This is a genomic window from Mesorhizobium sp. M0159 (assembly GCF_040322295.1).
In the GTDB taxonomy this organism is placed as follows: domain Bacteria; phylum Pseudomonadota; class Alphaproteobacteria; order Rhizobiales; family Rhizobiaceae; genus Mesorhizobium.
Window position 1 is genome coordinate 1 of sequence record NZ_JAMYTF010000050.1, and the last position, 24,075, is coordinate 24,075.

General features: G+C 59.8%; 24 protein-coding genes and 1 pseudogene. 5 read left to right on the top strand and 20 right to left on the bottom strand.

The genetic code is table 11. The features are described 5' to 3' along the window. Window positions 1-349 precede the first annotated feature (349 nt). Window positions 350-796, top strand: a complete 447-nt coding sequence (locus tag NKJ32_RS29480; protein WP_352455548.1) for a pyridoxamine 5'-phosphate oxidase family protein — start codon at window positions 350-352, stop codon at window positions 794-796. Window positions 797-1,016: 220 nt separating this feature from the next. On the opposite strand, the gene NKJ32_RS29485 is transcribed toward NKJ32_RS29480, so the two are convergent. The 4 genes from NKJ32_RS29485 to NKJ32_RS29500 all read right to left on the bottom strand — a co-directional run bounded on the left by NKJ32_RS29485 (window position 1,017) and on the right by NKJ32_RS29500 (window position 4,269). Beyond that, the gene (locus NKJ32_RS29485; RefSeq protein ID WP_352593950.1) at window positions 1,017-1,364 is read right to left on the bottom strand and encodes a hypothetical protein; all 348 of its coding nucleotides are present in this window, start codon (window positions 1,362-1,364) and stop codon (window positions 1,017-1,019) included. A 2-nt stretch (window positions 1,365-1,366) separates the two neighbouring features. After that, entirely contained in the window at window positions 1,367-1,945 is a 579-nt protein-coding gene (locus NKJ32_RS29490; RefSeq protein ID WP_352593949.1) for a hypothetical protein, read from the bottom strand. A gap of 295 nt (window positions 1,946-2,240) precedes the next feature. Continuing rightward, window positions 2,241-3,602, bottom strand: coding sequence for a glucoamylase family protein (locus NKJ32_RS29495; RefSeq protein ID WP_352640974.1), 1,362 nt, complete (start codon window positions 3,600-3,602; stop codon window positions 2,241-2,243). A gap of 22 nt (window positions 3,603-3,624) precedes the next feature. Then, entirely contained in the window at window positions 3,625-4,269 is a 645-nt protein-coding gene (locus NKJ32_RS29500) for a CBS domain-containing protein (RefSeq protein WP_352570955.1), read from the bottom strand. A gap of 302 nt (window positions 4,270-4,571) precedes the next feature. Between NKJ32_RS29500 and NKJ32_RS29505 the strand changes: the two genes are divergently transcribed. From NKJ32_RS29505 to NKJ32_RS29520, 4 genes are all read left to right on the top strand, one after another. Beyond that, window positions 4,572-5,279, top strand: a complete 708-nt coding sequence (locus NKJ32_RS29505) for an ABC transporter ATP-binding protein (RefSeq protein ID WP_352622939.1) — start codon at window positions 4,572-4,574, stop codon at window positions 5,277-5,279. Between the two features lie 5 nt (window positions 5,280-5,284). Beyond that, window positions 5,285-7,648, top strand: coding sequence for an ABC transporter permease (locus NKJ32_RS29510; RefSeq protein ID WP_352622945.1), 2,364 nt, complete (start codon window positions 5,285-5,287; stop codon window positions 7,646-7,648). A 3-nt stretch (window positions 7,649-7,651) separates the two neighbouring features. Next, entirely contained in the window at window positions 7,652-8,878 is a 1,227-nt protein-coding gene (locus NKJ32_RS29515) for an efflux RND transporter periplasmic adaptor subunit (protein ID WP_352593945.1), read from the top strand. A 638-nt stretch (window positions 8,879-9,516) separates the two neighbouring features. Beyond that, window positions 9,517-9,885, top strand: a complete 369-nt coding sequence (locus NKJ32_RS29520) for a hypothetical protein (protein ID WP_352455540.1) — start codon at window positions 9,517-9,519, stop codon at window positions 9,883-9,885. Between the two features lie 30 nt (window positions 9,886-9,915). On the opposite strand, the gene NKJ32_RS29525 is transcribed toward NKJ32_RS29520, so the two are convergent. The 16 genes and pseudogenes from NKJ32_RS29525 to NKJ32_RS29600 form a co-directional block, all read right to left on the bottom strand. Further along, window positions 9,916-10,200 carry a copper-binding protein gene (locus NKJ32_RS29525; protein WP_352455535.1) on the bottom strand — a complete coding sequence of 95 codons (285 nt, stop codon included), beginning with the start codon at window positions 10,198-10,200 and terminating at the stop codon, window positions 9,916-9,918. Between the two features lie 25 nt (window positions 10,201-10,225). Next, on the bottom strand, window positions 10,226-10,714 hold the full coding sequence (locus NKJ32_RS29530) for a cupredoxin domain-containing protein (RefSeq protein ID WP_352786766.1): 489 nt from the start codon (window positions 10,712-10,714) through the stop codon (window positions 10,226-10,228). Between the two features lie 41 nt (window positions 10,715-10,755). Further along, window positions 10,756-10,911: a hypothetical protein gene (locus NKJ32_RS29535; protein WP_352625703.1), complete on the bottom strand. Its 156-nt coding sequence runs from the start codon at window positions 10,909-10,911 to the stop codon at window positions 10,756-10,758. Window positions 10,912-11,932: 1,021 nt separating this feature from the next. Beyond that, window positions 11,933-13,294: a sensor histidine kinase gene (locus tag NKJ32_RS29540; RefSeq protein WP_352625702.1), complete on the bottom strand. Its 1,362-nt coding sequence runs from the start codon at window positions 13,292-13,294 to the stop codon at window positions 11,933-11,935. After that, window positions 13,281-13,958 carry a response regulator gene (locus tag NKJ32_RS29545; protein WP_352596276.1) on the bottom strand — a complete coding sequence of 226 codons (678 nt, stop codon included), beginning with the start codon at window positions 13,956-13,958 and terminating at the stop codon, window positions 13,281-13,283. The genes NKJ32_RS29540 and NKJ32_RS29545 overlap by 14 nt, the downstream gene beginning before the upstream one ends. A gap of 408 nt (window positions 13,959-14,366) precedes the next feature. Then, window positions 14,367-14,651, bottom strand: coding sequence for a copper-binding protein (locus NKJ32_RS29550; protein WP_352455535.1), 285 nt, complete (start codon window positions 14,649-14,651; stop codon window positions 14,367-14,369). 25 nt (window positions 14,652-14,676) lie between these two features. Next, entirely contained in the window at window positions 14,677-15,165 is a 489-nt protein-coding gene (locus tag NKJ32_RS29555) for a cupredoxin domain-containing protein (protein WP_352786766.1), read from the bottom strand. A 41-nt stretch (window positions 15,166-15,206) separates the two neighbouring features. Beyond that, window positions 15,207-16,565, bottom strand: coding sequence for a multicopper oxidase family protein (locus tag NKJ32_RS29560; RefSeq protein WP_352455533.1), 1,359 nt, complete (start codon window positions 16,563-16,565; stop codon window positions 15,207-15,209). Window positions 16,566-16,581: 16 nt separating this feature from the next. After that, window positions 16,582-18,039: a TolC family protein gene (locus NKJ32_RS29565; protein WP_352641659.1), complete on the bottom strand. Its 1,458-nt coding sequence runs from the start codon at window positions 18,037-18,039 to the stop codon at window positions 16,582-16,584. Next, window positions 18,036-18,269: a hypothetical protein gene (locus NKJ32_RS29570; protein WP_352455531.1), complete on the bottom strand. Its 234-nt coding sequence runs from the start codon at window positions 18,267-18,269 to the stop codon at window positions 18,036-18,038. Before NKJ32_RS29570 ends, NKJ32_RS29565 begins: the two co-directional genes overlap by 4 nt. Window positions 18,270-18,357: 88 nt before the next feature. After that, complete coding sequence (locus tag NKJ32_RS29575; RefSeq protein ID WP_352596197.1) at window positions 18,358-18,888, bottom strand: hypothetical protein; 531 nt, start codon at window positions 18,886-18,888, stop codon at window positions 18,358-18,360. A 74-nt stretch (window positions 18,889-18,962) separates the two neighbouring features. Further along, window positions 18,963-19,328, bottom strand: a pseudogene (locus NKJ32_RS29580) (YqaA family protein). Between the two features lie 242 nt (window positions 19,329-19,570). Then, window positions 19,571-20,737 (bottom strand): FAD-dependent monooxygenase, encoded by a 1,167-nt coding sequence (locus NKJ32_RS29585; protein ID WP_352596194.1) that lies wholly within the window; start codon window positions 20,735-20,737, stop codon window positions 19,571-19,573. A gap of 262 nt (window positions 20,738-20,999) precedes the next feature. Then, a complete protein-coding gene (locus NKJ32_RS29590) occupies window positions 21,000-21,794 on the bottom strand; it encodes an amino acid ABC transporter ATP-binding protein (RefSeq protein ID WP_352623456.1) in 795 nt (264 codons plus the stop codon). Between the two features lie 11 nt (window positions 21,795-21,805). Then, complete coding sequence (locus tag NKJ32_RS29595; RefSeq protein ID WP_352825007.1) at window positions 21,806-22,897, bottom strand: amino acid ABC transporter permease; 1,092 nt, start codon at window positions 22,895-22,897, stop codon at window positions 21,806-21,808. 3 nt (window positions 22,898-22,900) lie between these two features. After that, complete coding sequence (locus tag NKJ32_RS29600; protein ID WP_352596278.1) at window positions 22,901-24,016, bottom strand: amino acid ABC transporter permease; 1,116 nt, start codon at window positions 24,014-24,016, stop codon at window positions 22,901-22,903. Between the last annotated feature and the right edge of the window lie 59 nt (window positions 24,017-24,075).

The window sequence follows — 24,075 nt, forward strand, 5'->3', positions numbered from 1 at the left end:
TCCGCTAAACACGGGGGCTGCGCGGCGGACACGCCGACGTCACCGCAATGCCACGCCATTTTGCAGAACTTGACGCACACAACTGCGGTCAGCCTCGGGCGCTAGTGGGCTCCGCGGCCGCCGGCCTGCTGTTCGGGGTTCCCCGGGCTGGAAGGCGCCGCCTTCTTCGCCGCTGCCGCAGCAATGGGCCTCGCCGCGATTGCAAGCCTGAAGCTGCCGCTGCCATTGGCGTGCGCACATTCCGAGGCGCGGTCGAGCCCTGCCGACCGAGCGGACGCAGCAGTTTGATCCACGTCATTGCGAGTGCGGCTGCCAGGATGTGAAATACAAAAAACAGGAGATCTCATCGATGCTGATCCGCACGCTGTCTTCACTCGAATGTACGAAGTTGCTAGCGGCCAATCGTATTGGCCACTTGGCATGCGCGAAGGACGGGCAACCCTACGTCGTGTGTTTCAACTACGCCTACGCTGACACTCACCTCTACGCGTTTTCCTTGCTAGGCAAGAAGATCGAGTGGATGAGAGCCAATCCCTTAGTGTGCGCCCAGGTCGAGGAACACGGCCAAGGACGCGGATGGAGAAGCGTCATTGTCGACGGCCGCTTTGAAGAACTGAGTGACCGGACCGGCCACGAGTTTCAACGCGGTCATGCATGGGCAGTGTTGAGCAAGCACACGGACTGGTGGGAGCCTGGCGCGCTCAGGCCGATCACACCTCCCGTGTCAGACAGCACACCGCACGTTTTCTTCCGGATTCTCGTAGAAGAAATTTCGGGCCGGGAGGCAATAGAATAGCTGTTTTCCGGTAGATTGACGCGTTGCACGGAACGCAAGCACCTGGCTGACAGTGGATTGCGCCGGGCCGATCGTTATTCAGCCTTTGAATTCTCAGCGCGACATTTCGATCGGCGCCGATGATCGCGAACGTGCCGGTGGCAAGGGGAAGCTATAGATCGCGCGAACTTGGCCGCTTTCGATGGACCATGCCCGCGCCCAACTCAAGTAAGTTTCTTCTCTACCTGCCCTGGATGAGGTCCATGACAGGCGGGAACGTCAGCAATACGCCTACCGCCAGCAACGCGAAGGACACAGAAAGGACCTTTGCCATTTCCACGTTCTTTGGGGCCCACCTGCGCGAAAGGATAAACCAGGCAATCAACCAGACGATGACTGCGCTGGTCGAGACGCCGGACAAGGCGCCGGTTGGTGTATAAAACGTGAAAAAGTGGTTGAGTGATGTAAAGGCATCGCCGGCCAAGGCGAATATCCCCATAGCGGCAGATCCAATTCCAGCGGCCAGGATGGCGGCCGCACCGGGACCGTTGGGAATCTCGTCCGGCCTGATAGGCTTGATATTGGCCATGACTATTCGCCCTCCTGTTCACCGGCGATGATTTCAATCATCGCGCCACCACGAACCGGGGCGTATTTGTTGAGAAACGCCCCGAAAGCACCCGCTACACCAGTCGCCACGAAGGCAACAACCGCGAAGCCGATGACGGCCGTGCGGATTTCTTTCTGCCTGGCCAAAGCCGGTCCGTATTTGGCGAAGACATAGGCGACCATCGTCATGGCAATTGGCGCAAGCCAAGCCACGTGCTCTTTCCACTCCATCCCCAAGCTATGCCACGCGGATGTCTTCGGGTTGGAGGTCAGCAGAAACTTTGGATAGTCGGCCAAATTGGTAACCCCTGGGGGCACCGCCGCTCGATACCACGGATATACTATGTAGGCACCCGACAGCACCGCACCCCAGGCAAGGAAGACCATTATCGAGAGATAAAGCAAAAGCAGATTGTGTTCTCTGGCGCTTGGGATGGATGGGGCTCCAGGCGCAGACATTCGATAGAGCTCGGCAAGTGCACCCGAAAACGCGAGCATAAAGAGTGCTCCAAAACCCATACCGTGGAATACTGTCATAAGATCGCGGGAAGAGATTTCCATGACGTCATCTCCTACGTTGACAAGCTTTGATCAAAGGCCGATGGGGGCGTTCCGCTTTGATCGAAATCAATTTGCGATATCCGATAACATTATTTTGAAGCTTTATTTGAACAAACTTGCCACTGCCCTGCTTCGTAATGCAAGACGCCTACGCGCAGCTGTTGGCGGCCGGCGCTGAAAGGGTCGTGAGGACGGACCCCATTCCGCATCCGCCGAATGCGATTTCCCTCGCCGGCTTAACGCTCGCCTATTTCTCAGCCTTCGTCGTATCCACCCGAACTCAATCCATGCCGAATCAAGCAGCCGGCGTCGACTCCTGATTGAACTCTTTCAACCAGCCACCTTCAAATCCCGCCCGTTGCAGGCCGGTGCGAATATACCGGCATGAGCGCATCAGCCGCCACAGGAGGCCGCTGCATTCGTTCTCGATCATGAGCACGACGGGACCTTCGTTGAGGCCGAAATGCCAAGGCGAAACCCACCATCCAAAGGCGTTGCCGGATGTTCCTGGATGCGTCGGATTGAAGGCCGCCTTGAAACCATAGGCATTGGCGGCCTTGAGCTTGGCTTGGTGGATGCAGAAGCTGATCGCCGGCCGGACGATTTCGGGAGCAAAAGGCAGGGAGGCAGCGACCGACCATGGAGCGAGCGTGCCATCGTCGGGACCATAGGGCACGCCGCGCGCGACATAACCCTCGAACTGGCGCTCGATGCCGTTCAACTTGAGCGTGGAAGGACCAGGCCCCTCGCTTGCGGTGATGCCCCAGCAGTGTTCGCCATAACCCTCAAATCCACGCGGATTGTCGACGGCGTAGCGTTGCTGAACGAATGTGGCCCGTCGGCTGTTCTCGAAATAGTCGCTTCCCTTGCTGCGCATGAAGGCATCCTGGATGTCACGAAAATCGATCCAGACATGGGAAAGCTGGTGAATGAACAGCGATCCAGCATAAAGATACTCGTAGCCGTAACAATTTTCCCATCGGAATGTTGCGGTCCAGGCGGGGTAGCTAGTCTCGGGCAAGGGGTGGGTCGGCGAACCCAGTCCCAGGACATAGAGCAAGAGCGCCTCGTCATAGCCTTGCCAGCGATATTTCAGGAACCCGTGCTCGGGTGTCCAGCCGTGGGCGACGGTCTCTCCCCCGTCCTGCGCCCAGCGCCAATCGGCACGGTGATAAAGCGCCTCGGCCAAGGTACGGATCTCGGCCTCGGGCGCGGTGTCGGCATCGAAATACTGCCCTGCAGCCAGCGCGCCCGCCAGCAGGAACGTGCTGTCGATCGTCGACAGCTCGCATTGCCAGGTCCGCCGGCCGGTCTGCATGTCCAGGAAGTGATAATAGAAGCCGCGGTATCCGGTAGCGTCGGGCTCGGGGCCCTGCGGACTGTTCCAGAAGAAGCGCAGCGTTGCCAAGGTGCGTTCCGCGGCCGCGCTTCGCGTCATGAATCCGCGCTCGACTCCCACCGGATAGCAAGCCAGCGCCAAGCCGGTGGCCGCAATGCTTGCCGGCCAATCCGCCTCGGTCTTGTCCAGGATGAGACCATTGGCGGGGTTCGCCTCATGAATGAAGTAGTCGAATGTCTCCCGCTGCAATATCGCCAGATCGTCTTGCATGGCAGAGGTGTTCGCGACGCTGTTGGTCTCGGGAGAATGCGCTCGCATCGCGCTGCGTTCCCCCCGCTGTTCACGGATGCGCCAGACACAGATGGTCGAACACACCTTTGACGCCCCTGACGCCTTCGGCAACCACGCGCACAGCATCCCGTTCACTCTGCGATCTGACCGCACCCGAAAAATGCACCAGGCCATCAGTCACCATAAGCGTTAACGCGTCTGCTTCGACCCCTGCGTCCTCTCGCAGCCGTGTAAGAATGCTGCGCCGGATCGCATCGTCACCTGCCGCCGTAGCGTCGTCAAACCTCGTCGCAACGACGACGCGCAGAAGATCGGCGCGGCTGACGACGCCGACCAGACGCTGTCCTCTCATCACCGGAATGCGCTTTATGCCGTGCTCCTGCATCAGCGCAACAATTCGCGCTATCGGGGTTTCCTCGTCCGCCACGATGACATCCGAGGTCATCAGATCCGCCACTTTCCAGCTGTGGCCCTTCACATAGCTGCGCGGTGCACCTATCGGAAATACTGGGGCACCCAGTTCTGACCTGCGCAGGAAATCACCCTCGCTCACAATTCCAGCCAGGCGGCCTTCGTCATCGACGACAGGCATGCCGCTGATGCGATGATCCAGCATGATCCGCGCTGCATGTCTTACGCTGTGGTCAGGCGACACGGCAACAATGTTTGGACTCATTACATCCTTTGCTTTCATCTGCCTCATCCTTGGCTCAGTTCAAGTGAACAGGCGCCCGAGCGCCAATCGGCGGCATCGTAGCGTAAATGCCGCCGACCTCTTTGAGGCAAGTCAATGCCGGTTCCGAACCGACCGGTGCGGGCGACTTGACTGCTCCCACAACATGTCGAGCGGCTACCGGAACACATGACCGCCCCCGAAGCGGTTTTGATTTGTATCAATGTCGCGCTCACCTCGACGGGTGACTGTGCCATGCGACCTCGCGGATTGATGTCTGCGCCGACGCGACAAGTGCCTCGAACATGCGATCCCTGGCGGCCATGGCTGATACTGTCTTCACCGCAAGAGCGCTGACCAAAACCTACACCTCGGGCGAGACGCAAGTGCTTGCGTTGCGTAAGCTGGATCTTGAGATCGCGGCGGGAGAGATGGTCGTTCTGCTTGGACCGTCGGGCAGCGGGAAGTCGACCCTGCTCAACATCATGGGCGGGCTTGACCACGCCACGAGTGGCCAGTTGTTCTTCAGGGACCAGGAACTGACCAACCTCGATGATCGGGGGCTGACTGCCTATCGGCGGCAGCACGTCGGGTTCGTTTTCCAGTTCTACAACCTGATCCCCAGCCTGACCGCTTATGAAAATGTCGCTCTCGTCACGGAGATTTCCGATCATCCGATGCGCCCGGAGGAGGCTTTGGCGCTAGTCGGGCTTCAACCGAGGATGCACCATTTCCCGGCTCAATTGTCCGGTGGCGAACAGCAACGCGTGGCCATTGCCCGTGCCATCGCCAAGCGCCCGGACGTGTTGCTTTGCGACGAGCCGACAGGCGCGCTGGATTCCAAGACAGGCATCCGGGTAATCGAGGCACTGCTCGGCATCAATGCCCAGCTTGGCACCACGACACTCATCATCACGCACAACGCCAGCATCCAGGATGTCGCCGACCGCGTCCTGTTTTTCGCCGACGGGCAGATCTCCAGAATCCGCAAAAACGAGGTTCGCCGGACTGCTGCGGAACTTGTCTGGTGAACAGGATGGGGGCGCTGGACATCAAGCTCCTCCGCGACTTCGGGCGGCTCTGGGCGCAAGCGCTTGCCATCGCCCTCGTCATTGCCGGAGGCGTGGCGACGCTCATCCTCGCCGTCGGATCCTACCGTTCCCTGGACGAGACGCGCACTGCCTACTACGAACGCTACCGCTTCGCCGACGTCTTTGCTTCGGTAAGCCGCGCGCCAAAAACGCTTGTCGACCGGATTGCCGAGATTCCCGGCGTTGCTTCGGTCGACACACGAATTGCCAAGCTCGTGCTGCTTGACATACCGGGTTATCTGGAGCCGGCGACAGGTGAAGTCATATCCCTGCCCGAAACCCAGGAGGCTTCGCTCAACCTGCTCTACATGCGTGTTGGTCGCATGCCGGAGCCCGGACGCGCCGAAGAGGTCGTCGTCAACGAGGGCTTTGCCTTGTCCCACCGCTTTCAGCCCGGGGCCCGATTCTCGGCAATATTGAACGGCCGGAAACGTGAATTGACGATTGTCGGGATCGCGCTGTCTCCCGAGTTCATCTACGCGGTCGGGCCAGGTGACATCATGCCGGACGATCGTCGCTTCGGCCTCATCTGGATGTCGGAAAAAACGCTCGCCAGCGCCTACGATCTCGATGATGCGTTCTCGTCCGTGTCGTTGAAGCTGCTGCGGGGCGCGTCCGAGAGTGAGGTCATGATGCGCCTGGACGCCCTGCTCGAGCGCTATGGTGGCCGAGCGGCCTATGGCCGGAAGGACCAGACTTCGCACGCCTGGCTGAACCACGAACTCGATATGCTCAACAACATGAGCCGGACCCTGCCACCGATTTTCCTTTTGGTGTCGGCATTCCTGGTCAATCTCACACTGAGCCGGCTCGTTGCGCTGGAGCGCGAGCAGATCGGGCTGATGAAGGCGCTGGGATACAACAACGCCAGCATCGTCATGCACTACCTCAAATTCGTCACCGTCATCGTGATGATCGGCATTGTAATCGGCAGTGCAGCGGGCACTTGGCTGGGGATGCGCATCACCAGTCTGTTCGGTGACTTTTTCCATTTTCCGTTCCTCGTCTTCACCAAGAGCCCGGACCTCTACGTCATTGCCGCCGCGCTCAGTCTCGTCGCTGCAATCATCGGGGCTGTGCGAGCGCTTCGAGAGGTCGTGCGATTGGCGCCTGCCGTCGCGATGCAGCCGCCGGCGCCTCCGCGCTATCGGCGACTGCTGCCTGCGAGCTTCACAGTCGACAGGTTCATGTCGCAACCGACCACGATGATGTTGCGCAATATCACTCGCCATCCAGTCAGGTCGTTGTTCACGACGCTTGGAATTGCGCTGGCGACAGCCATCCTGATTGTGTCACTTTTCACTGGCGATGCGATGGAGCAGCTCATCGACGTGACGTATTTCCTGGCCGACCGTCAGGACGCCACCGTCAGTTTCGTGGAAAAACGCCCGCTGGACGTCGTGCTGCAGATCGCGCGGCTTCCGGGCGTTCTCGCCGCGGAGCCCTACCGCGAGGTGCCGGTCCGCATCAGGAGCGGAAACGTCGAGCGCCGGATCATGATCAGCGGCAGGCGGCGTGACGCCGATCTCAACCGCATCATTGATGTCGACCTGCGGCCGGTCGTTCTGCCGGAAGCGGGCCTGGCGATTTCGAGCATGCTTGCTAGGATTCTCGCGGTGAGGGTCGGCGATTCCGTCGAGGTCGACTTGCTCGAAGGAGCGCGGCGGACCTCTGTCGTTCCTGTGGCAGCCTTGGTCGAAGATTACTTCGGCATCCGCGGGATAATGGATTCAGAGACGCTCGCGCGCCTGATGCGCGAAGCGCCGTCTGTGAACAGCATCAATGTCAGCCTCGACCAGAACAGCCGGGAAACGTTCTATGCCGCCATCAAGAACCTGCCGATTGTCGGCGGCCTGGCTCTGCAGAGTGTGTCGCTTGCGAATTTCCGCAAACTGGTTGCCTTGCTGATCACGACAATGGCCAGCATCTACACCGGGCTGGCTGCCGTCATCGCGTTTGGTGTCGTCTACAACAGCGCCCGGATCTCGCTTTCCGAACGGGCGCGGGAGTTGGCCAGCTTGCGCGTCCTTGGCTTCACCCGGGGTGAAGTGTTGCGCATCCTGCTGTTGGAACTCGCCCTGCTCACATTGATCGCGCAGCCGCCTGGATGGCTCATTGGCTTTGGTCTTGCCTGGATTATGCAGAAGAACCTGGCCGGCGAACTGATGCGGGTGCGCCTGATCGTTGAGCAGTCCACCTACGTCTTCGCCAGCGCGATCGTGATCGCCGCGGCCGTGCTTTCCGCGCTCGTCGTTCGCCGAAGGCTCAACGAGCTGGACCTTGTCACCGTTCTCAAGACACGGGATTGAACCATGCACACGATCTGGATGAAGCGAACGTTGGGCATTGTAGCGTTGACCATCTTGGGCGCCGGCGCCGTCTGGTTCGCATGGCCGCGGCCGATTGCAGTGGATCTGGCAACGCTGACGAAAGGTCCCATGGAAGTCACGATCGACGACGAAGCGAAAACGCGCGTGCGTCACGTCTATACGGTGTCAGCCCCGATCGCCGGCAAAGTCCTGCGGATCTCTCCACCCCGCCACATCGGAGACCACGTCACCAAGGACGAAACCGTCGTGGCTGTGATGCAGCCGACACTGCCGAGCTTTCACGATGCGCGCACCCACGAGGAACTGCTGGCGGCGCTGGCTGCGGCCGATGCGACGGTAAACCTTGCGGCAGCCGAAATGCGCCGGATCGAGGCTGCGCTTGTATTTTCGAGAACGGAGTTGGGGCGGGCGGAAGCACTTGCGCGCACTGAGGCGATTTCTCTCAAAGCCCTCGATGGCGCCAAGTTCGACGTCGAAACCAATGAGGCAGCCCTGGCCAGTGCAAAAGCTCAGCTGGAGGTCCGCCGAAACGAGCGTAACAGCGTTGCAGCCCGGCTTGGTGAGCAGTCGGGAACCGCGCCGGAGCCAGATCCCGCCTGCTGCATACAGTTGCGCGCTCCCGTGGCAGGCAGCGTGCTGAAGATCATTCAGGAGAGCGAAGGGGTAGTCCAAGCCGGTGCACCGCTGATCGAAATCGGCGACCCGCTCGATCTCGAAATCGTCGCGGACCTGTTGTCGACCGACGCTGTCCGCATAAAGCAAGGCGCGCCGGTCTGGATCGACAACTGGGGTGGACTGCCGGTCCAGGGCCGCGTCTCCCGCGTCGATCCGGCGGGCTTCACCAAGGTTTCCGCACTTGGCATCGAGGAACAACGCGTCCGCACGACGATCGACTTCACCGACCCTCCGGCGAAGTGGTCGGGGCTAGGACATGATTACCGCGTGATAGTGCATGTCACGATCTGGAAAGGCGATGACATCCTGGCCGTCCCGGTGGCTGCCCTGTTCCGACAAGGAGACGACTGGGCGGTATTCGCGGTAAGGGACGGCCGTACACGGGTATCTATCATCAAGATCGGTCAGCGAAACAGCCGTACGGCGGAGGTTCTGTTGGGCCTTGCCCCAGGCGATCGCGTGGTACTGCACCCGAGCGACAGGGTCACGGACGGCGTGACCGTCGCGGAGCGCGATGTCCAATACTCTCAATAGCTAGTGTCGGAACGGCAAAGTCGATGGGAAAGGCGGAAACCAGCGGGAACTGGCGGGTGGACAACAAAGGACGACATTTATGGCGAGACGGCACTTCGACGGATTATGTTTGAACGTCTTCTTTTTAGTCCTCTCGCGGCGTCCCTCCGGTGAGTAGCAACGATGCCTCGGGTCAGGTCACGACATCGTCGTGATGACCTGAATGTCGGCCAGCTCTCATGTGTCGTCCCAGCCTAAAGCCAACCTGTCGCAATCAGCCCAAGGCTGACGAGCGGGCATGCGCCGCATATCGGCCGTTGAGGTCGAGCTTTGCTACCACGGGACCGGTCGATAGTGTCTCGAGCGTTTGTGATCTTCTTGTGAAACCGCTCACAAAGCCAGGATCGCCAACGCTTCTACTCATGCTATGATCTCTTTAAGGCCATGCAAGAACAAGTAATTTGTTCTTGCTGAGTCTATCGCCGCGCAAAGACATTGTGCTTAGCACCCGCATAATGAGCCTGCCAGCCGCCTTGTGCGCTGCAGGCGACGAGGACTATCCAGCCTCTGAACGTCTCCGCCAACGCCGACATGGACATTCGATTCGAACATTGACGCGAGAGGTGATAGTCTGACCTTGGAACCTTGGAAGGAGGAAAATGCGCGCCATTGCACTATTTGCCGGCGTGTTGGTGACTCCGCCCTCGATGGCGGCGGAGCAGCTGATCTTTTACACAGCTAGTTTTCCAGATGCCACGTCGGTCCAGCTCAGCGTCGTGAACAACAATGTCTCGCTATATGGGGACTATGACTTTGACGTCGCTATTGGCCTAGTCGAGACGGACGCGAACGGCGCCATCAGGTATGAAGATGGCGGCAGGCACCGTGCACAAGTTCGCTGTAACTATCCGGCATATGTGAGCGTAGGTGCGCGAAAATATCCCATAGAGATGCCTCTGAGCCGCTCCGCACGTGACGACTGGAAAGAAAATCTCTGGAGGATTTTCTGCCCGGCACCTTCATCCTGACTTCCGTACCCATGGCATTGCTCGACCGGGTTACTTGATACCGGTGACCGTGATGCGTCCGTTGACGCGATCGGCTGTGAACTCGATCGCCTGACCCGTTTTGACCTTGTCGAGCAGGCCCTGCTCGGCGACGACGAACACCATCGTCATCGCTGGCATGTCGAGATTGGTCAGCGGCCCATGCTTAATCGTCAGCTTCTGCTGTTTGGCGTCGACCTTGATGACTTCGCCCTTCACGTATTCCTGCGCAAGCGCGCTCCCGCCGATGGCGAGAACGAGCGCGAGCGTTGAGAGTGTCTTTACCAATAGTGTCATGACTGCTTCCTTTGTGTTTTCGAATTCAGTTGGCGACGCTGATGTCGCCCTTCATGCCGGAATCGTAGTGACCCGGCACAAGGCAGCCGAAACCGAATTCGCCGGCATTGGCGAACGTCCAGATGATCTCGCCTCTGGCGCCGGGCGCCAGCCGGATCGCGTTGGGATCGGCGTGCTCCATCTCGGGGAACTTCTCCATCAGCGCCTTGTGCTCCATGATCCCCTCATGGACGTCCATGACGAACTCGTGGTCGACTTGGCCTTTGTTGACGAACTTCAGGCGAACGGTCTCGCCCTTCCTCACCTTGAGGACGGCCGGCTGGAACAACATTTTTCCATCGTCCTTCTCCGACATCGAGATGTTGATCGTCCGCTTTGCCTTGCTCGCCTCGCCAGGGTTGCCGATCGGCATGGTGGCGGCTTTATCGCCATGGCCTCCGGCGTGGCTTCCACCGGCAAGAGCTGCTCCGGAACTGAGCGCCGTCAAAACGGCCGCTACGATCATACGTTTCATGCTGCACTTTCTCTCATTGTTGAGGTTGCGGGGTTCGGTTCTCATCCCTGTTTGCCGTGACCACCGTGCGCTGCCGGGGCCATGTATTCGGGCCGGACGCGCCGTACCTTGTCGGTGACGTTCGACTTATCGAGGCCGAACACCGTCGGCACGTCGTGATCCACCACGTTGGATCGTGTAATGCGACTTGTGGCCATCGATGCCAGTTTCTCGCTTTTCTGGTATCGAGCTCAACATCCACATGGCGCCGACGGGGTGTCGAGCGACATCTCCGAGGATGCTAGGATCTTGTTTCAAACCGAGGTTCGCGCACTCGCGAGCGAAGGCCGTTGCAAGAACGCTATTGCTCGACGACACCATGCGCCACAACATTTTTCATACATTTTTGTAAGGCTTGCGTATGGCTCGTGGCCACCCGCGGGTGGTTGTCGACCTCGATGCAGATCTCTCAGGAACGGAATAGTGGACGACCCAGGCAACCCCGTGTGCGGCAATCTCCCAGCGCCTCAAGCAGACGCGACAGTCAAACATTCGTTTTCATTGATGTCTGGTTCCGCGCGCGCTCTTTTGCCTTTGAAGCATCATTGGATAATTGGATAGACATGCATCCCCGCAAAGAAACTGTGTCAGCCAGCAGCATGTGCCATTTCATAAGCTGACCTTCCGGACTTTGCTTTTGTCATGGCCACGCATGAGAATCACAAAAATGTAAATCGGAGCGAAGGTGCCCGTGAATTCGACCCGATAGCCTGTTGTTGCTGAGCGTCGGAACGCTCACTTTCGACAAGAGGACTGAACCATGAAACACACTATCGGATATGCATTGATTGTCTTCGCCGCAACGACCGGTGTCGCCAACAGCGGCACGAACTCGACAAGCCCGCGCATCGGCGAGGTCTTGCACGGCCATGGATCGACGGGCGAAACCACGAAATCGGCATCCAACCCCGACATATCTTCCCAAGTGCTCGACAATGGCGATATCGAGAAGACTGATTCCCCCTATAACCGAGTCGAAACTGTGAGCCCCTCATCGTGGCAGGGGGGGAGCCCCCGCCAGCGCGCCAGTTGGGCGGGCCGGTAGCAGGACCAACACCGCAGTTCCGCATCTTCCCACGGAGCCAGTGCAGGGCAAACCAGCTGGCAGCGCTGCCGGCTGGTTTGCCCTTTTTATAATTTCGTCTCAAGTGATATGAACATCCGTCTAAGTGACTGACCTCAATTATGGTTACGGGGGAACTCTGTTTCCACAATTAAGCCGGGGCTATTGTCCTTCAGGGAAATTGTCGCGCCATGCATGTCCGATATCGCCTTGACCAGGCTGAGGCCGAGCCCTGTCCCTTCGGTGGTCCGGCTTTTTTCCAGGCGATAGAAGCGTTTGAACACCTTCTGCCGCTCCGCCGCCGGGATGCCCGGTCCGTTGTCGCTGACGATGATTGCACAGCGATTCGCCTGTGTCGTGACACCGATCGCAATCCGGGATCCTCTTTGTGTGTGGCGCATTGCGTTGACGATAAGGTTCACGCACATCTGCTTCAGCAGTTCGGCATCGCCCCATATGAATAAGGCCGTGTTTTGGCTGTCATTGGACAGAACCAGCGAACGCTCGGCGTCTTCCACGATGTGACTATAGATATCGTAGATTTCGGCGACCAATTCCGAAAGGTTCACCCTCGCAAACCGGGAACGGCGTGCGCCGGACTCGATCTGCGAGATGCGCAGCAAGCCCTCGAAGGTGCCGGCTATATGCGAGATTTCGCTCATCGCTTTTTCGATAAGGAATCTCGTGGCCGTTTGGTCTTTGCTTTCGGAAGCGGCCTCAAGCGTTAGAAACAGCCGGCCGACCGGCGTCTTGAGGTCGTGAGCGATGTCGGTCGTTACCTGCGTCATCGCCGCGACACTAGCCTGTAGCTGTGCCAGCGCGACGTTGACCTCAGTTGCCAGCAGGTCGATGTCATCGCTGCGCAAGGAGACCGGCAAGCGGGTAGCGAGATCGCCGGCGCCAACGGACTTCATCGCATCCGAGAGTCTAGCGACACGCCGTCTCGTGCGGAACGCCAAAACTGCGCCCGCGCCGAGACCTCCAGCAAGCACGATCGCCGTTCCCCAGCCGAAGCTGATAAGCGCGATGCTGCGCAAGCGATTGGTGTCGTCATAGCTTACGCCGACGGTCAGGTCGTAGCCGTCCAGGTCCTTCCGGTAGAGCCTGAAATTATTGAGCGCCGCCTCGTGGCTTGTCGGTGCGCGTGTGGAAAATCCCGGCGGCACGTTGGAAATGTCAATGTTGCCAGCCAGGAAGTCGCCTTCGGGATCCTTCAGTGTGTATAGCGTCTCCTGTCCCCTGATTGCCGGACCATGGCTTCGGATCATGGCAGCAGCGCCATCGACACCGTTCGCGTCATAAGCGAAAGAAATCTCCCGGAACCGCTCCATCACATGGGAATCCAGCCGCTCGTAAAGGTAGGCGGCGACCATGTTGTAAGCGACGAAATTGGCTCCCAGAAACGAGAGCAGAAACAGGGAGATGTAGAACGCGGCGAGTCGGATGGACGTACTTCTGGCGATACTAGCGTTGGCCATGGATGGAGTAGCCGGTATTGCGTCTATTACGCAGGAGCGGAACATCGAATGGTTTGTCGATCTTCGCCCGCAGTCGGCTGATATGGGTTTCCACCACGGTGCTTTGCGGGTCGAAGTTGAAGTTCCAGATCCGCTCAAGGAGCATGGTCTTCGTCAGTATGCGGCCCTCGTTACGCATGAGGAGTTCAAGCAGCGCGAATTCCCGAGGGAGCAACTCGATCGTCGTTCCGCCGCGGGTGGCGAGGCGGCTGAAGAGATCCAGTTCCAGATCAGCCACCTTCAGCTTTGCCTTTTCGGGGGTGATCGGAGGGCGCCTTTGCAGAGCATTGATCCGAGCCAGGAGTTCGGAGAATGCAAAGGGCTTGATCAAGTAATCGTCCGCACCTGCCTCCAATCCCTCAACTCGATCGTTGACACCGCCCACCGCCGTCAGGAAGATCACTGGGACCTTTCCGCCGGCGCCTCGAAGACCCCGCACGAGCGACAAACCATCGAGGCCTGGCAGCATCCGATCCACAATTGCGACGTCATAGGGCTCGCGCAGTCCGACAAGCAAAGCATCGCGCCCGTCTGTCAGGACATCGACCACATGGCCGGAAGAGCTCAGTCCATTTTCGATGTAACGGCTGATTTGTTCGTCGTCTTCGACTAGAAGAAGTTTCATAATAGCAATCTCTCATCTGGCCTGGCGCGCCAAGCGTTGATGACCTTTTATCCAGTTTGCTTCTGTCAGCGACGCGGACGAAGCGATGTCTCACTGAGGCTTTTCCCGGCGGTTTTTCGGCTCCGCGCCATTAATCGGTGACGCAGCTTTTCCATCAGCCAGGTACTGGGTTTTGATGTCTCAATATCCATAGACTGGATCGAGAACGCGGCTTTGCGAAAGCGCCTCGCAGCTTTCACGAATATTGACCACTTGTAGCGTCATTTGGCGTATCCCTTCATTGTGCCGCAAATCCAGCACAAGGCTGATCCGCGGCGCTCATCACCTCGCAAGCGATCGCGCCGGGATCGCCTGCGAGAGCGGTCAGTTGCGCTTCGGATTGGTTTTCACCCCGCGACGCTGGCCGGGTTACTTGATACCGGTGACCGTGATGCGTCCGTTGACGCGATCGGCTGTGAACTCGATCGCCTGACCCGTTTTGACCTTGTCGAGCAGGCCCTGCTCGGCGACGACGAACACCATCGTCATCGCTGGCATGTCGAGATTGGTCAGCGGCCCATGCTTAATCGTCAGCTTCTGCTGTTTGGCGTCGACCTTGATGACTTCGCCCTTCACGTATTCCTGCGCAAGCGCGCTCCCGCCGATGGCGAGAACGAGCGCGAGCGTTGAGAGTGTCTTTACCAATAGTGTCATGACTGCTTCCTTTGTGTTTTCGAATTCAGTTGGCGACGCTGATGTCGCCCTTCATGCCGGAATCGTAGTGACCCGGCACAAGGCAGCCGAAACCGAATTCGCCGGCATTGGCGAACGTCCAGATGATCTCGCCTCTGGCGCCGGGCGCCAGCCGGATCGCGTTGGGATCGGCGTGCTCCATCTCGGGGAACTTCTCCATCAGCGCCTTGTGCTCCATGATCCCCTCATGGACGTCCATGACGAACTCGTGGTCGACTTGGCCTTTGTTGACGAACTTCAGGCGAACGGTCTCGCCCTTCCTCACCTTGAGGACGGCCGGCTGGAACAACATTTTTCCATCGTCCTTCTCCGACATCGAGATGTTGATCGTCCGCTTTGCCTTGCTCGCCTCGCCAGGGTTGCCGATCGGCATGGTGGCGGCTTTATCGCCATGGCCTCCGGCGTGGCTTCCACCGGCAAGAGCTGCTCCGGAACTGAGCGCCGTCAAAACGGCCGCTACGATCATACGTTTCATGCTGCACTTTCTCTCATTGTTGAGGTTGCGGGGTTCGGTTCTCATCCCTGTTTGCCGTGACCACCGTGCGCTGCCGGGGCCATCGTTCTTGCGTCGCCTGACTTCGTCGGAGCGGGGACATCCCGCTTCCACTCATAGGCCACGGTTCCCGCCGGGTGCTGGTACCAGCCAGGATCGGTGTAGTCGTTCGAGGCGAGCCCCTCGCGAACCTTGACGACTGAGAACATGGAACCCATCTCGATGGGGCCAAATTGCCCCCAGCCATCCATCATCTTGATGGTGTTGTCGGGCAGCGGCATTTCCATTTCGCCCATATCGGCCATGCCGCGATTGCCCATCGGCATATAGTCGGGCTGAACCTTTCGGATCTTGTCGGTCACCTTTGTCTTGTCGACACCGATGAAGGTCGGCACATCGTGTCCCATGGCGTTCATCGTGTGGTGCGATTTGTGGCAGTGGATCGCCCAGTCGCCCTCATACTTGGCTTCAAACTCATAGGCGCGCATCGCTCCGACCGGAATGTCGATCGACACCTCCGGCCAGCGTGCCTCGGGGCGAACCCAGCCGCCATCGGTGCAGGTCACTTCGAAGTCATAGCCATGCATGTGGATCGGGTGATTGGTCATGGTCAGATTGCCGACCCTCACCCGCACCCTGTCGTTCTTTGACACTACCAGGGGACTGACTCCCGGAAAAATGCGGCTATTCCAACACCACAGGTTGAAGTCGGTCATCTCCATGACCTTAGGGACGTAGGATCCCGGTTCGATGTCGTAGGCATTCAGCAGGAAGACGAAATCCCGGTCGACCCGCATGTATTTCGGGTCCTTGGGATGGATCACGAAGAAGCCCATCATGCCCATGGCCATCTGGACCATCTCGTCGGCATGAGGATGGTACATGAAGGTGCCGCTCTTCACGAGGTCGAACTCGTAGACGAAGGTCTTGCCAGGCTGGATGTGCGGCTGGGTGAGGCCACCGACGCCGTCCATGCCGTTGGGCAGGATCATGCCGTGCCAGTGGATCGTCGTGTGCTCCGGCAGCTTGTTTGTTACGAAGATGCGGACGCGGTCGCCTTCAACCGCTTCTATGGTCGGGCCGGGGGACTGGCCGTTGTAACCCCAGAGATAGGCGGTCATGCCGGGCGACATTTCGCGCTCGACCGGCTCGGCCACGAGGTGGAACTCCTTCACGCCGTTGTTCAAGCGATGAGGGAGTGTCCAGCCGTTGAGCGTCACGACCGGTTGGTAGTCAGGTCCGCTCGTCGGGACAATCGGAGGCTGCATGTCTGGAGAGTCCATGAGCGGAGCGTCGGGCAGCCCCATTGCGGATGTTTTGGTCCATGCAGTGGCGCCTGCGAGCAGGGCTCCCGCGCCTAGCAACTGACGTCTTGAAAGCATTTTGTTCTCCTTGAGTTCAGTGGCCTTCGGCGCCCGGTTCGGCTGGGGCCGGTGCATCGCCGGCTCCAGATGAGCCTGTGCCGCCCCCGTGGATGGCGGTTCCGAGATTGACGTCGGCCAGCCAGAAATTGCGCTTGGCATTGAGGGAAAGCATGATCGAGCTGATTTTCGCGCGTGTGTCCGCCAGCAGCTCGAACGTGTTGGTGATCATGCCGTTGTAGGTGAGGACCGATTCCGCCTCGATTTTTGTGCGCAGCGGCACAACATTGTTCCGATAGTGCCGGGCAATGTCGTAGGTCGAACGGTAGGCATCATAGGCGGATCTAGCCTCTGACCGGATGTTGACGGCCTTTTCCGCGATCCGGTTTGCGGCTTGCATGTAGGCAAGCTCGGCCTTGCGAATGCGCGCCTTGCCGGTGTCGAAGATCGGAATGACGAACTCGAGTTCGAGAGTGGGTGAGACACTCGTCTCGGTTCCACCCTCCTCCGTATCCTCGCGTTCCACCTCCACGCCGGAAAGTAGTTCCAGGTCGCTGACATAGCGCGTTGCCTCGGTCAGACCGTAGGATTTCGCCAGAGCTTCCAGCTCAAGTTTCGCGATCTCGAGGTCGACGCGATTTTTTAGCGCCTCCGCCTCGATCGCGCGTTTGGCCTTGGCGCCTTTGGGCAGGGCTGGAAGCATGTTGGGGATTGAGTAATCGACATCCGGTCCCCATAGACCCATCAGCCGGGTGAGCTCTTCCTTGGCGGTCCGTGCCGTAAGCCGCGTCTCCGCCGCCTGACCGGTGATCTCGGCATAAAAAACGTGCTCGCGGGCTTGCCCGGTCTTTGTGAAGGCACCCGTCTCGCCGAGTTTTTGCGCGAGTTCAGAAGCAGCATCGGCGGCAGCCTGCGCCTTGTTCAAATAGGAAACGCTCTCACGGGCCGAGACAGCGTTGATCCAGGCCCGCCGCGTGTCCGCGGCCAGCCGTAGCGTTTCCTCGGCGGCGCGGAGCTGGGCCTGACGGAAACGGGCATCCGCGACCGCAACGCGCCGCTTGTGCGTCGCCATGGCAAGAATGTTGCTGACCACCGCTCCTTCGATCGTCCGCACAGGATCGACGCCGATCATGCCGACCGAGATCGTCGGATTGACGAGCATCGATTCCTGCCACATGTCGGCCGCCGACAGGCCGATCTCGGCGTAGGCGGCCTGCAGGCCTTTATTGTTGAGCAAGGCGACCTGCACCGCGGTGTCTGGACCGATTGTCTCCTTCTGGACCAGGCGCTTCACGTGCTCCGAGACTGTCCGCGCTTCATCGCTGGACTGAACCCACACCGTTTGCTTGCCGGTTACGGCTTCGGCACGCGCCGCGACTGTCGTGAAGCCGGCCATGGGGGCCGAGATGCCATCAAGGGTCCCGCTGGACACGCATCCGCTGGCAATCAGCGGGACAGTCAATACCGCAGCTATGGTCAGTAACCGGCGCGTCATGATCCGGCCCCCGGGTTCGCGGGAGAGAGTTCTTCATTAAGACGCCGCCAATTCTTCGGATCGACCGGCTCCCGACGGTTATAGTCGACGACGGCCGGGTGGTGACGCGCATCACGGACGCCCATTGCGGGATCGGCCGGATTGAAGACTGGAAGAATGTCTGGCGGCGTGGTTGCCGCGCATCCGGCAACTAACAGCGATGCGAGCATCGCGGAGCTTGCGATTTTCATTGTAGACCTGAATCTTGACGTGTGCATTTGGCCGCGCGGGAGCGAATTCCCAACGCTGCGCGCGAACGCCCTCAAAAGAGGCGTCAGTTCAGATGTATCTTGGGGGTCTAATCAGCGCTTTATATTCGCCGAGCGGCAAAGTGACCGCAATGACGGGCGCAAAGCAGCGGGAGATCACATGCTCCAACTCGGGACAATCGACTGGCACCGCATGTGCCGGCGCGCAATGCACTTCACAGCTCTTGTCGGCGGATTGCTTGTCGCCGTGCTGATGCTCCGACGTATCCGCCTCATTCACCGTGGCGCCGTGATGGCTCATGTCGTGTGCAGGTGTCTCGGCTTGCAGATCCGCGCTGGCGTGAAAACCCGTGGCATTGGCTGTGGCGAATAGACCAGGCTGAAGCGCCGACATGACCAGGAATACGACCGCCAGCAGAGCGCGGAGCGGTACGCTTCCTAGGATCGCGATTCGACCAACAGTCCTCATCGGCCCTTCCCACAATTGTTCGGCTGATTTGTCAAGGCCGCCTTCAACCAGTTTGCTGCAGTGCAACCAAAAGTGAGGATCGTTGCAAGAACGGTATGGCTCGAAGCCGCCATGCGCCACAATATTTTTCATACATATTTGTATGGCCTGTTTATGGCTCATGCCCAAATGAACGCAACCGCGCTGCGATGTCCGCGATTTCGGTTTTACGTCAGGCTCAGCACCGCTCCGGCAACAACCAAATAACGCGAGACCTTCGCGAGAGCGACGATTACGACAAAGCTCCATAGCGGCTCGCGCAAAACCCCAGCGACCACGCTCAGCGGATCGCCGATGATCGCATCCTGCTCAACAAGAGCGACCATCTTCCATAACGGCAATACCAGTTCGTTGCGCGGTTGAGCGTCGCAGGACGCAGGGGAAACCAGGGCCTATCCCGCAAGCGTTCAATCCCTCGACCAAGCCCCCAGTTTGCCGCAGAACCCAGGACGTTGCCCATGCTGGCGAGAAAAATCAGCATTGCCGGCGAGAGGGAGTCCCGCAAGGGCGGCCTCCGACTGCGACGGAAGGATCGTCGCCGCAGCGAAGGCAACAGCAAACGAATCGTCTTCGGCGGCAGCCCGGACTTTTCGGAGGCAGCTCCGATGTTCATTCGTGTCTCCTCGTATTTGATACGAGAGAGATACTCTTTCCAGCTGCTGGAAGGTCAAGAGCATCCGGAAAAACTGCGCGAGCCTGTCAGGACCATTAGGCAGGGATCAGGCGGCCCATGCCGAAGACTGCCCGGGCGACGTGCTGCCGCCAAATCGCCGCGTTAGGCGACGGACCTCACGGGTTCAAACGTGACATCGAGAACCGCGTCGAGCTGCTGATCCATGAAACGCTCCGGTATGCTCTTTACCAGGAAGTTGCGAAGAGGGACGACAAGCGGGTTCTGCCATTGCGCGACTTTGGCATAGAGGCGTGATTCAGCCGCGACCCTACGTGCCCTGTCGAGGCGGCGCTTGTCATATTCGCGGAGGGCCTCGTCGGCCGGAAGCCGTCCGAACAACGCTGTAAGAACTGCCGCGTCTTCCATGGCAAGTCCAGCTCCTTGCCCTAGATCGGGTGTCACGGCATGCGCGGCGTCGCCAAGCAAAACCGCATTTCCGCGCGTAAACGAGGGTATCGGATCGAGATCAAGTATATCCGTCCAGATCAGCGAGTCCGCCGGTGTCCGATCGAGGACCTCAGGGACGGGATCGTGAAAGCCGGAAAACATCGCCTTCACTCCGGCAAGATCGGCCTGAGCCAGCTTGGGGTCGTGTAGGCGCTCGGCCCCGCAGCACGCAAACCAGTAGACCCTTTCGCCGGGAATCGCGGCCAGCCCGATGCGTTTGCCGGCCCCCCAGCTCTCGGTAAGACGCGCAGGGTCCATTCCCTGGGGGAGACCGGGCGAGATGGCGCGCCAGCAGGCGTAGCTGGCGAAATGCTCGCGCGACTCTGGAAAGAATGCCCTACGAACAGCGGAGTGAATGCCATCGCAAGCGAGCACCAGCTCGCTTTCCACTATCTCCCCATCCGCGAAGTGCAGGACGATTTTCTCGCCGACCTGGCGGGCATCCACGCATTCCATGTCGGTGCGAATAACAGAGCGCGGCAGCTCCGTAAGAAGCGCCCGATGGAGATCGCCGCGGTGCAGCACGGCCATACTGAGGTGACCATATCGCTGGCTGAAGCGCTGAAAATCCGTCGATTGAAGGACTTGTCCTTCGTCGTCGAGAAGATCGAGTCTGTGTATCGGCTGCGCCTCGGCAACAACCGCTTCGTAGAGCCCGAGCACACGAAGGGCACGAAGCGCATTAGCGCTAAGACTGAGGCCCGCACCCAGAGGCTTTAGTTCGCTCGCCTGCTCGTAAATCTCGGTCTCCCATCCGAGGAGTCGCAGTCCCTTGGCAACTGCAAGTCCGGCGATTCCTGCGCCAATGATGACTGCGCGCATGTTCACGGTCCTTCGCCTTCTTCACGCGGGAACACTTTGCGACATCAAATTGTTCCCGGCGAAAGGCAGGTGAAACACGCCACACGCTTTCTCCAATTTCGCTCGAAGTGAGTTCTGCCGGGCCGAGCCAGGCTCTAGATGTGCTCGAGATTGCCAGGGCATGGTCAAAGGGCGGGCGATCCATTGCCGGTCCGCTGCCACGGGCATTTTGGTGCGGGATCTCGGAGAGGTGGCTCATTGATCCGTAGCTGATGAACTCTCTCTATGCGATCGAGCTAGTCAGGATCTGGGCAAGGAACAGTTTGCTGCGCCGGTGACGCGGATGCGAGAAGAATTCCGAGGGCGTGTTCATCTCAACGATCTCGCCCTGGTCCATGAAGACGACGCGGTCGGCGACCTGGCGGGCAAATCCCATCTCGTGCGTGACACACAGCATGGTCATGCCATCCCCAGCCAGCGCGACCATCGTGTCGAGCACTTCTTTGACCATTTCCGGATCGAGTGCCGACGTCGGCTCGTCGAAGAGCATGATTTTCGGGCTCATACAGAGCGCACGCGCGATCGCAACCCGCTGCTGCTGACCGCCTGAAAGCTGGCCGGGATATTTGTGCGCCTGGTCCGGAATCTTCACCCGTTCCAGATAATGCATGGCGGTCTGCTCGGCTTGTGCGCGCCGCATCCTGCGCACCCAGATCGGCGCCAGCGTCAGGTTCTCCAGAATGGTCAGGTGCGGGAACAGGTTGAAATGCTGGAACACCATGCCGATGTCGCGGCGAATTAGGTCTATCTTCTTCAAATCATTGGTGAGTTCGACGCCGTCGACGACGATCTGTCCCTGCTGGTGCTCCTCCAGCCGGTTGATGCAACGGATCATGGTCGACTTGCCCGAGCCCGAGGGCCCGCAGATCACCAGCTTTTCGCCGCGAAGGACTGTCAAGTCGATGTCCTTCAGCACATGGAAGTTCCCGTACCACTTGTTCATCCCGGTCATTTCGATTGCCGGCGGATCATTGGGATCGGTCATGGGCGGAACGCGCTTGGCGGCGGACGACAACATCACAACATTTCCTAGTGAGCGGCTGGGCCGCGCCGCTCCAGGAAGTCGGCGAAGCGGGCGAATGAGAATGAGAGTGCGAAGAAGATCGCCCCGATAAACAGGAACGTCTCGGCCGCTGGCGATGGCCAGTCCGGGTCGGCCAGCGCCGCTTTACCGGAGCTGATCAGGTCGAACAGGCCGACCACCAGGACAAGGCTGGTGTTCTTGATCATGACGATGATCGTGTTGGCCAGCGCCGGGATCGCCACCCGGATCGCCTGCGGCAGGATCACCAGATATTGAGTGCGCCAGAAGGGCAGGCCAACCGCAGCCGCGGCCTCGTACTGGCCATTCGGAATGGCCTGCAGGCCGCCGCGGATCACCTCGGCGAGATAAGCCGCGGCGAAGATGGTGAGGGCGACCAGCGCGCGCACGAACTTGTCAGGCAAGAGGGCCTCGGGCAGGAACAGCGGCATCATGATCGATGCCACGAACAGGATGGACAAGAGCGGTAGTCCGCGCACCGATTCTATCAGGACCACAGCGCCGATGCGTATGATGGGCATGGTCGAGCGCCTGGCCAGCGCCAGGAGGATGCCGACGGGGAAGGCGACGCCGATCGCAACGACGGTGAGGATGAGTGTCACCGGCAGGCCGCCCCAGGACGAGGTCGGAACCTCGGCTAGGCCGAAACCGCCGGCCATCAGCCAGAAGATCAACACGAGCGCCGCCATCCAGAGCGCTGCCAGCCGCGGCGCCCAGCTGGCGGGCCGCACCGACCAGGCAAGCAGCGCCAGGATAAGCACGCAGACGATGGCGGGGCGCCAGCGTTCGTCGAGCGGATAGATGCCGAACAGCAACTGCCCGGACTTGGCGTAGATGAAGCTCCAGCACGCTCCGGCGGCCACCCGGCACGCGCGTGGACTGGGGTCGAACAGCACGGCGTCGATTACCAGCCAGCGCAGCATCGGCGGTACCGTGGCGACGAGCAGAACGCCGAACAACAGCGTCAGGACGGCATTGAGTGGCGTGCCGAACAGGAGCATGGCTGACCGCCGCAAAGCGCCGAAGCGGATCTGTCCTGGCATTGGCTCGGCCGGAAGGGGAAGAGACAGGGCCTTCATGGTTCAGCGCTCCACGATGGCGATGCGACGGTTGTACCAATTGGCCGCGCTCGAGAGGCTCAGGTTGAGGGCGAGATAGACGCCGAGGATGATGAATACGCCCTCGATCGAATGGCTGGACTTGCTGATGATGGTGTTCATAACCGCAAGGAAGTCCGGATAGCCGACCGCGATCGCCAGCGTCGAATTCTTGACGACGTTGATGTATTGGCTGTTGAGCGGCGGGACGATCACCCGCAGCATCTGCGGAATGATGATCAGACGCAATATTTTGCCGCGTGGCAGGCCGAGCGAATGACCTGCATCCCACTGACCGCGGCCGACCGAAAGCACGCCCCCACGCACGATCTCGGCGACGAAGCCGGTGGTGTAGATGGTCAGCCCGATGAGGATGGTGCTGAGCTCGGGCGTCAGGTCCTTGCCGCCTTTGAAGTTCGACCCAGTGAAGGTCGGCCAGTCGACGGAGAACTTCGCATCGGCAAGCCAGAGCCCGGCAATGCCAACCGCGAGGATCGCCGGCGCGGTCAGCGGTGGCAGCCATCCTCTTCTCGCCGCCGCCCAGCCAGCGGCCGCCAGTGCCAGGGCGAGAGCAATGACGAGCATTCCCGCGGTGGCGACGTCCATGCTGACGGCCGGCACCACAAAGCCGCGCATGGAGGCGTAAACGCCTGGCAGCGGATTGAGCGCTTCGCCGACCGGCGGCAGCACCTTCCACCACAGCGAGTAGAGAAAGATCAGAAGCACGATCGGCGGTGAATTGCGTGCAACCTCCACCCATACGCGGCAGGTGCCCGCCGCCAGGGGATTGCTGCTCAGCCGGGTGATGCCGACGACGAGGCCGAGCGCGGATGAAAAGACGATGACGAGCGCGGAGATGAAGACCGTATTGGCGAGCCCGGTCGCGATCGCCCAGTAATAGGGGTCGCGCGACTTGTAAGTGAGGATTGCTTCGGAGATGACGATCCTTGACGGCATCGTCAGGAAATCGAAGCCGATCGGTATGCCGCGTGCCCTGAGATTGGCGAAAGTCGTGCTGACGAGCAGGGCAGCGAAGGCGGCAGCCACGGCCACCAGGGCACACTGGATGATGATCGATCTGGTCCTGGCGTCGCTCAGCATTTCGACCTCGACGGTTCGCGGCGTTGGCAGGGAAAGGGAACGGCGGGCGCGTCCCCTTC

What these genes read in the sequence shown, in the direction of transcription:
- NKJ32_RS29595 (WP_352825007.1), bottom strand. Translation starts at nt 22,897, where the DNA reads ATGAAGGCCCTGTCTCTTCCCCTTCCGGCCGAGCCAATGCCAGGACAG.
- NKJ32_RS29515 (WP_352593945.1), top strand. Translation starts at nt 7,652, where the DNA reads ATGCACACGATCTGGATGAAGCGAACGTTGGGCATTGTAGCGTTGACC.
- NKJ32_RS29555 (WP_352786766.1), bottom strand. Translation starts at nt 15,165, where the DNA reads ATGAAACGTATGATCGTAGCGGCCGTTTTGACGGCGCTCAGTTCCGGA.
- NKJ32_RS29495 (WP_352640974.1), bottom strand. Translation starts at nt 3,602, where the DNA reads ATGCGAGCGCATTCTCCCGAGACCAACAGCGTCGCGAACACCTCTGCC.
- NKJ32_RS29565 (WP_352641659.1), bottom strand. Translation starts at nt 18,039, where the DNA reads ATGACGCGCCGGTTACTGACCATAGCTGCGGTATTGACTGTCCCGCTG.
- NKJ32_RS29550 (WP_352455535.1), bottom strand. Translation starts at nt 14,651, where the DNA reads ATGACACTATTGGTAAAGACACTCTCAACGCTCGCGCTCGTTCTCGCC.
- NKJ32_RS29600 (WP_352596278.1), bottom strand. Translation starts at nt 24,016, where the DNA reads ATGCTGAGCGACGCCAGGACCAGATCGATCATCATCCAGTGTGCCCTG.
- NKJ32_RS29545 (WP_352596276.1), bottom strand. Translation starts at nt 13,958, where the DNA reads ATGAAACTTCTTCTAGTCGAAGACGACGAACAAATCAGCCGTTACATC.
- NKJ32_RS29485 (WP_352593950.1), bottom strand. Translation starts at nt 1,364, where the DNA reads ATGGCCAATATCAAGCCTATCAGGCCGGACGAGATTCCCAACGGTCCC.
- NKJ32_RS29520 (WP_352455540.1), top strand. Translation starts at nt 9,517, where the DNA reads ATGCGCGCCATTGCACTATTTGCCGGCGTGTTGGTGACTCCGCCCTCG.
- NKJ32_RS29535 (WP_352625703.1), bottom strand. Translation starts at nt 10,911, where the DNA reads ATGGCCACAAGTCGCATTACACGATCCAACGTGGTGGATCACGACGTG.
- NKJ32_RS29490 (WP_352593949.1), bottom strand. Translation starts at nt 1,945, where the DNA reads ATGGAAATCTCTTCCCGCGATCTTATGACAGTATTCCACGGTATGGGT.
- NKJ32_RS29510 (WP_352622945.1), top strand. Translation starts at nt 5,285, where the DNA reads ATGGGGGCGCTGGACATCAAGCTCCTCCGCGACTTCGGGCGGCTCTGG.
- NKJ32_RS29560 (WP_352455533.1), bottom strand. Translation starts at nt 16,565, where the DNA reads ATGCTTTCAAGACGTCAGTTGCTAGGCGCGGGAGCCCTGCTCGCAGGC.
- NKJ32_RS29505 (WP_352622939.1), top strand. Translation starts at nt 4,572, where the DNA reads ATGGCTGATACTGTCTTCACCGCAAGAGCGCTGACCAAAACCTACACC.
- NKJ32_RS29530 (WP_352786766.1), bottom strand. Translation starts at nt 10,714, where the DNA reads ATGAAACGTATGATCGTAGCGGCCGTTTTGACGGCGCTCAGTTCCGGA.
- NKJ32_RS29590 (WP_352623456.1), bottom strand. Translation starts at nt 21,794, where the DNA reads ATGTTGTCGTCCGCCGCCAAGCGCGTTCCGCCCATGACCGATCCCAAT.
- NKJ32_RS29570 (WP_352455531.1), bottom strand. Translation starts at nt 18,269, where the DNA reads ATGAAAATCGCAAGCTCCGCGATGCTCGCATCGCTGTTAGTTGCCGGA.
- NKJ32_RS29575 (WP_352596197.1), bottom strand. Translation starts at nt 18,888, where the DNA reads ATGAAAAATATTGTGGCGCATGGCGGCTTCGAGCCATACCGTTCTTGC.
- NKJ32_RS29480 (WP_352455548.1), top strand. Translation starts at nt 350, where the DNA reads ATGCTGATCCGCACGCTGTCTTCACTCGAATGTACGAAGTTGCTAGCG.
- NKJ32_RS29525 (WP_352455535.1), bottom strand. Translation starts at nt 10,200, where the DNA reads ATGACACTATTGGTAAAGACACTCTCAACGCTCGCGCTCGTTCTCGCC.
- NKJ32_RS29500 (WP_352570955.1), bottom strand. Translation starts at nt 4,269, where the DNA reads ATGAAAGCAAAGGATGTAATGAGTCCAAACATTGTTGCCGTGTCGCCT.
- NKJ32_RS29585 (WP_352596194.1), bottom strand. Translation starts at nt 20,737, where the DNA reads ATGCGCGCAGTCATCATTGGCGCAGGAATCGCCGGACTTGCAGTTGCC.
- NKJ32_RS29540 (WP_352625702.1), bottom strand. Translation starts at nt 13,294, where the DNA reads ATGGCCAACGCTAGTATCGCCAGAAGTACGTCCATCCGACTCGCCGCG.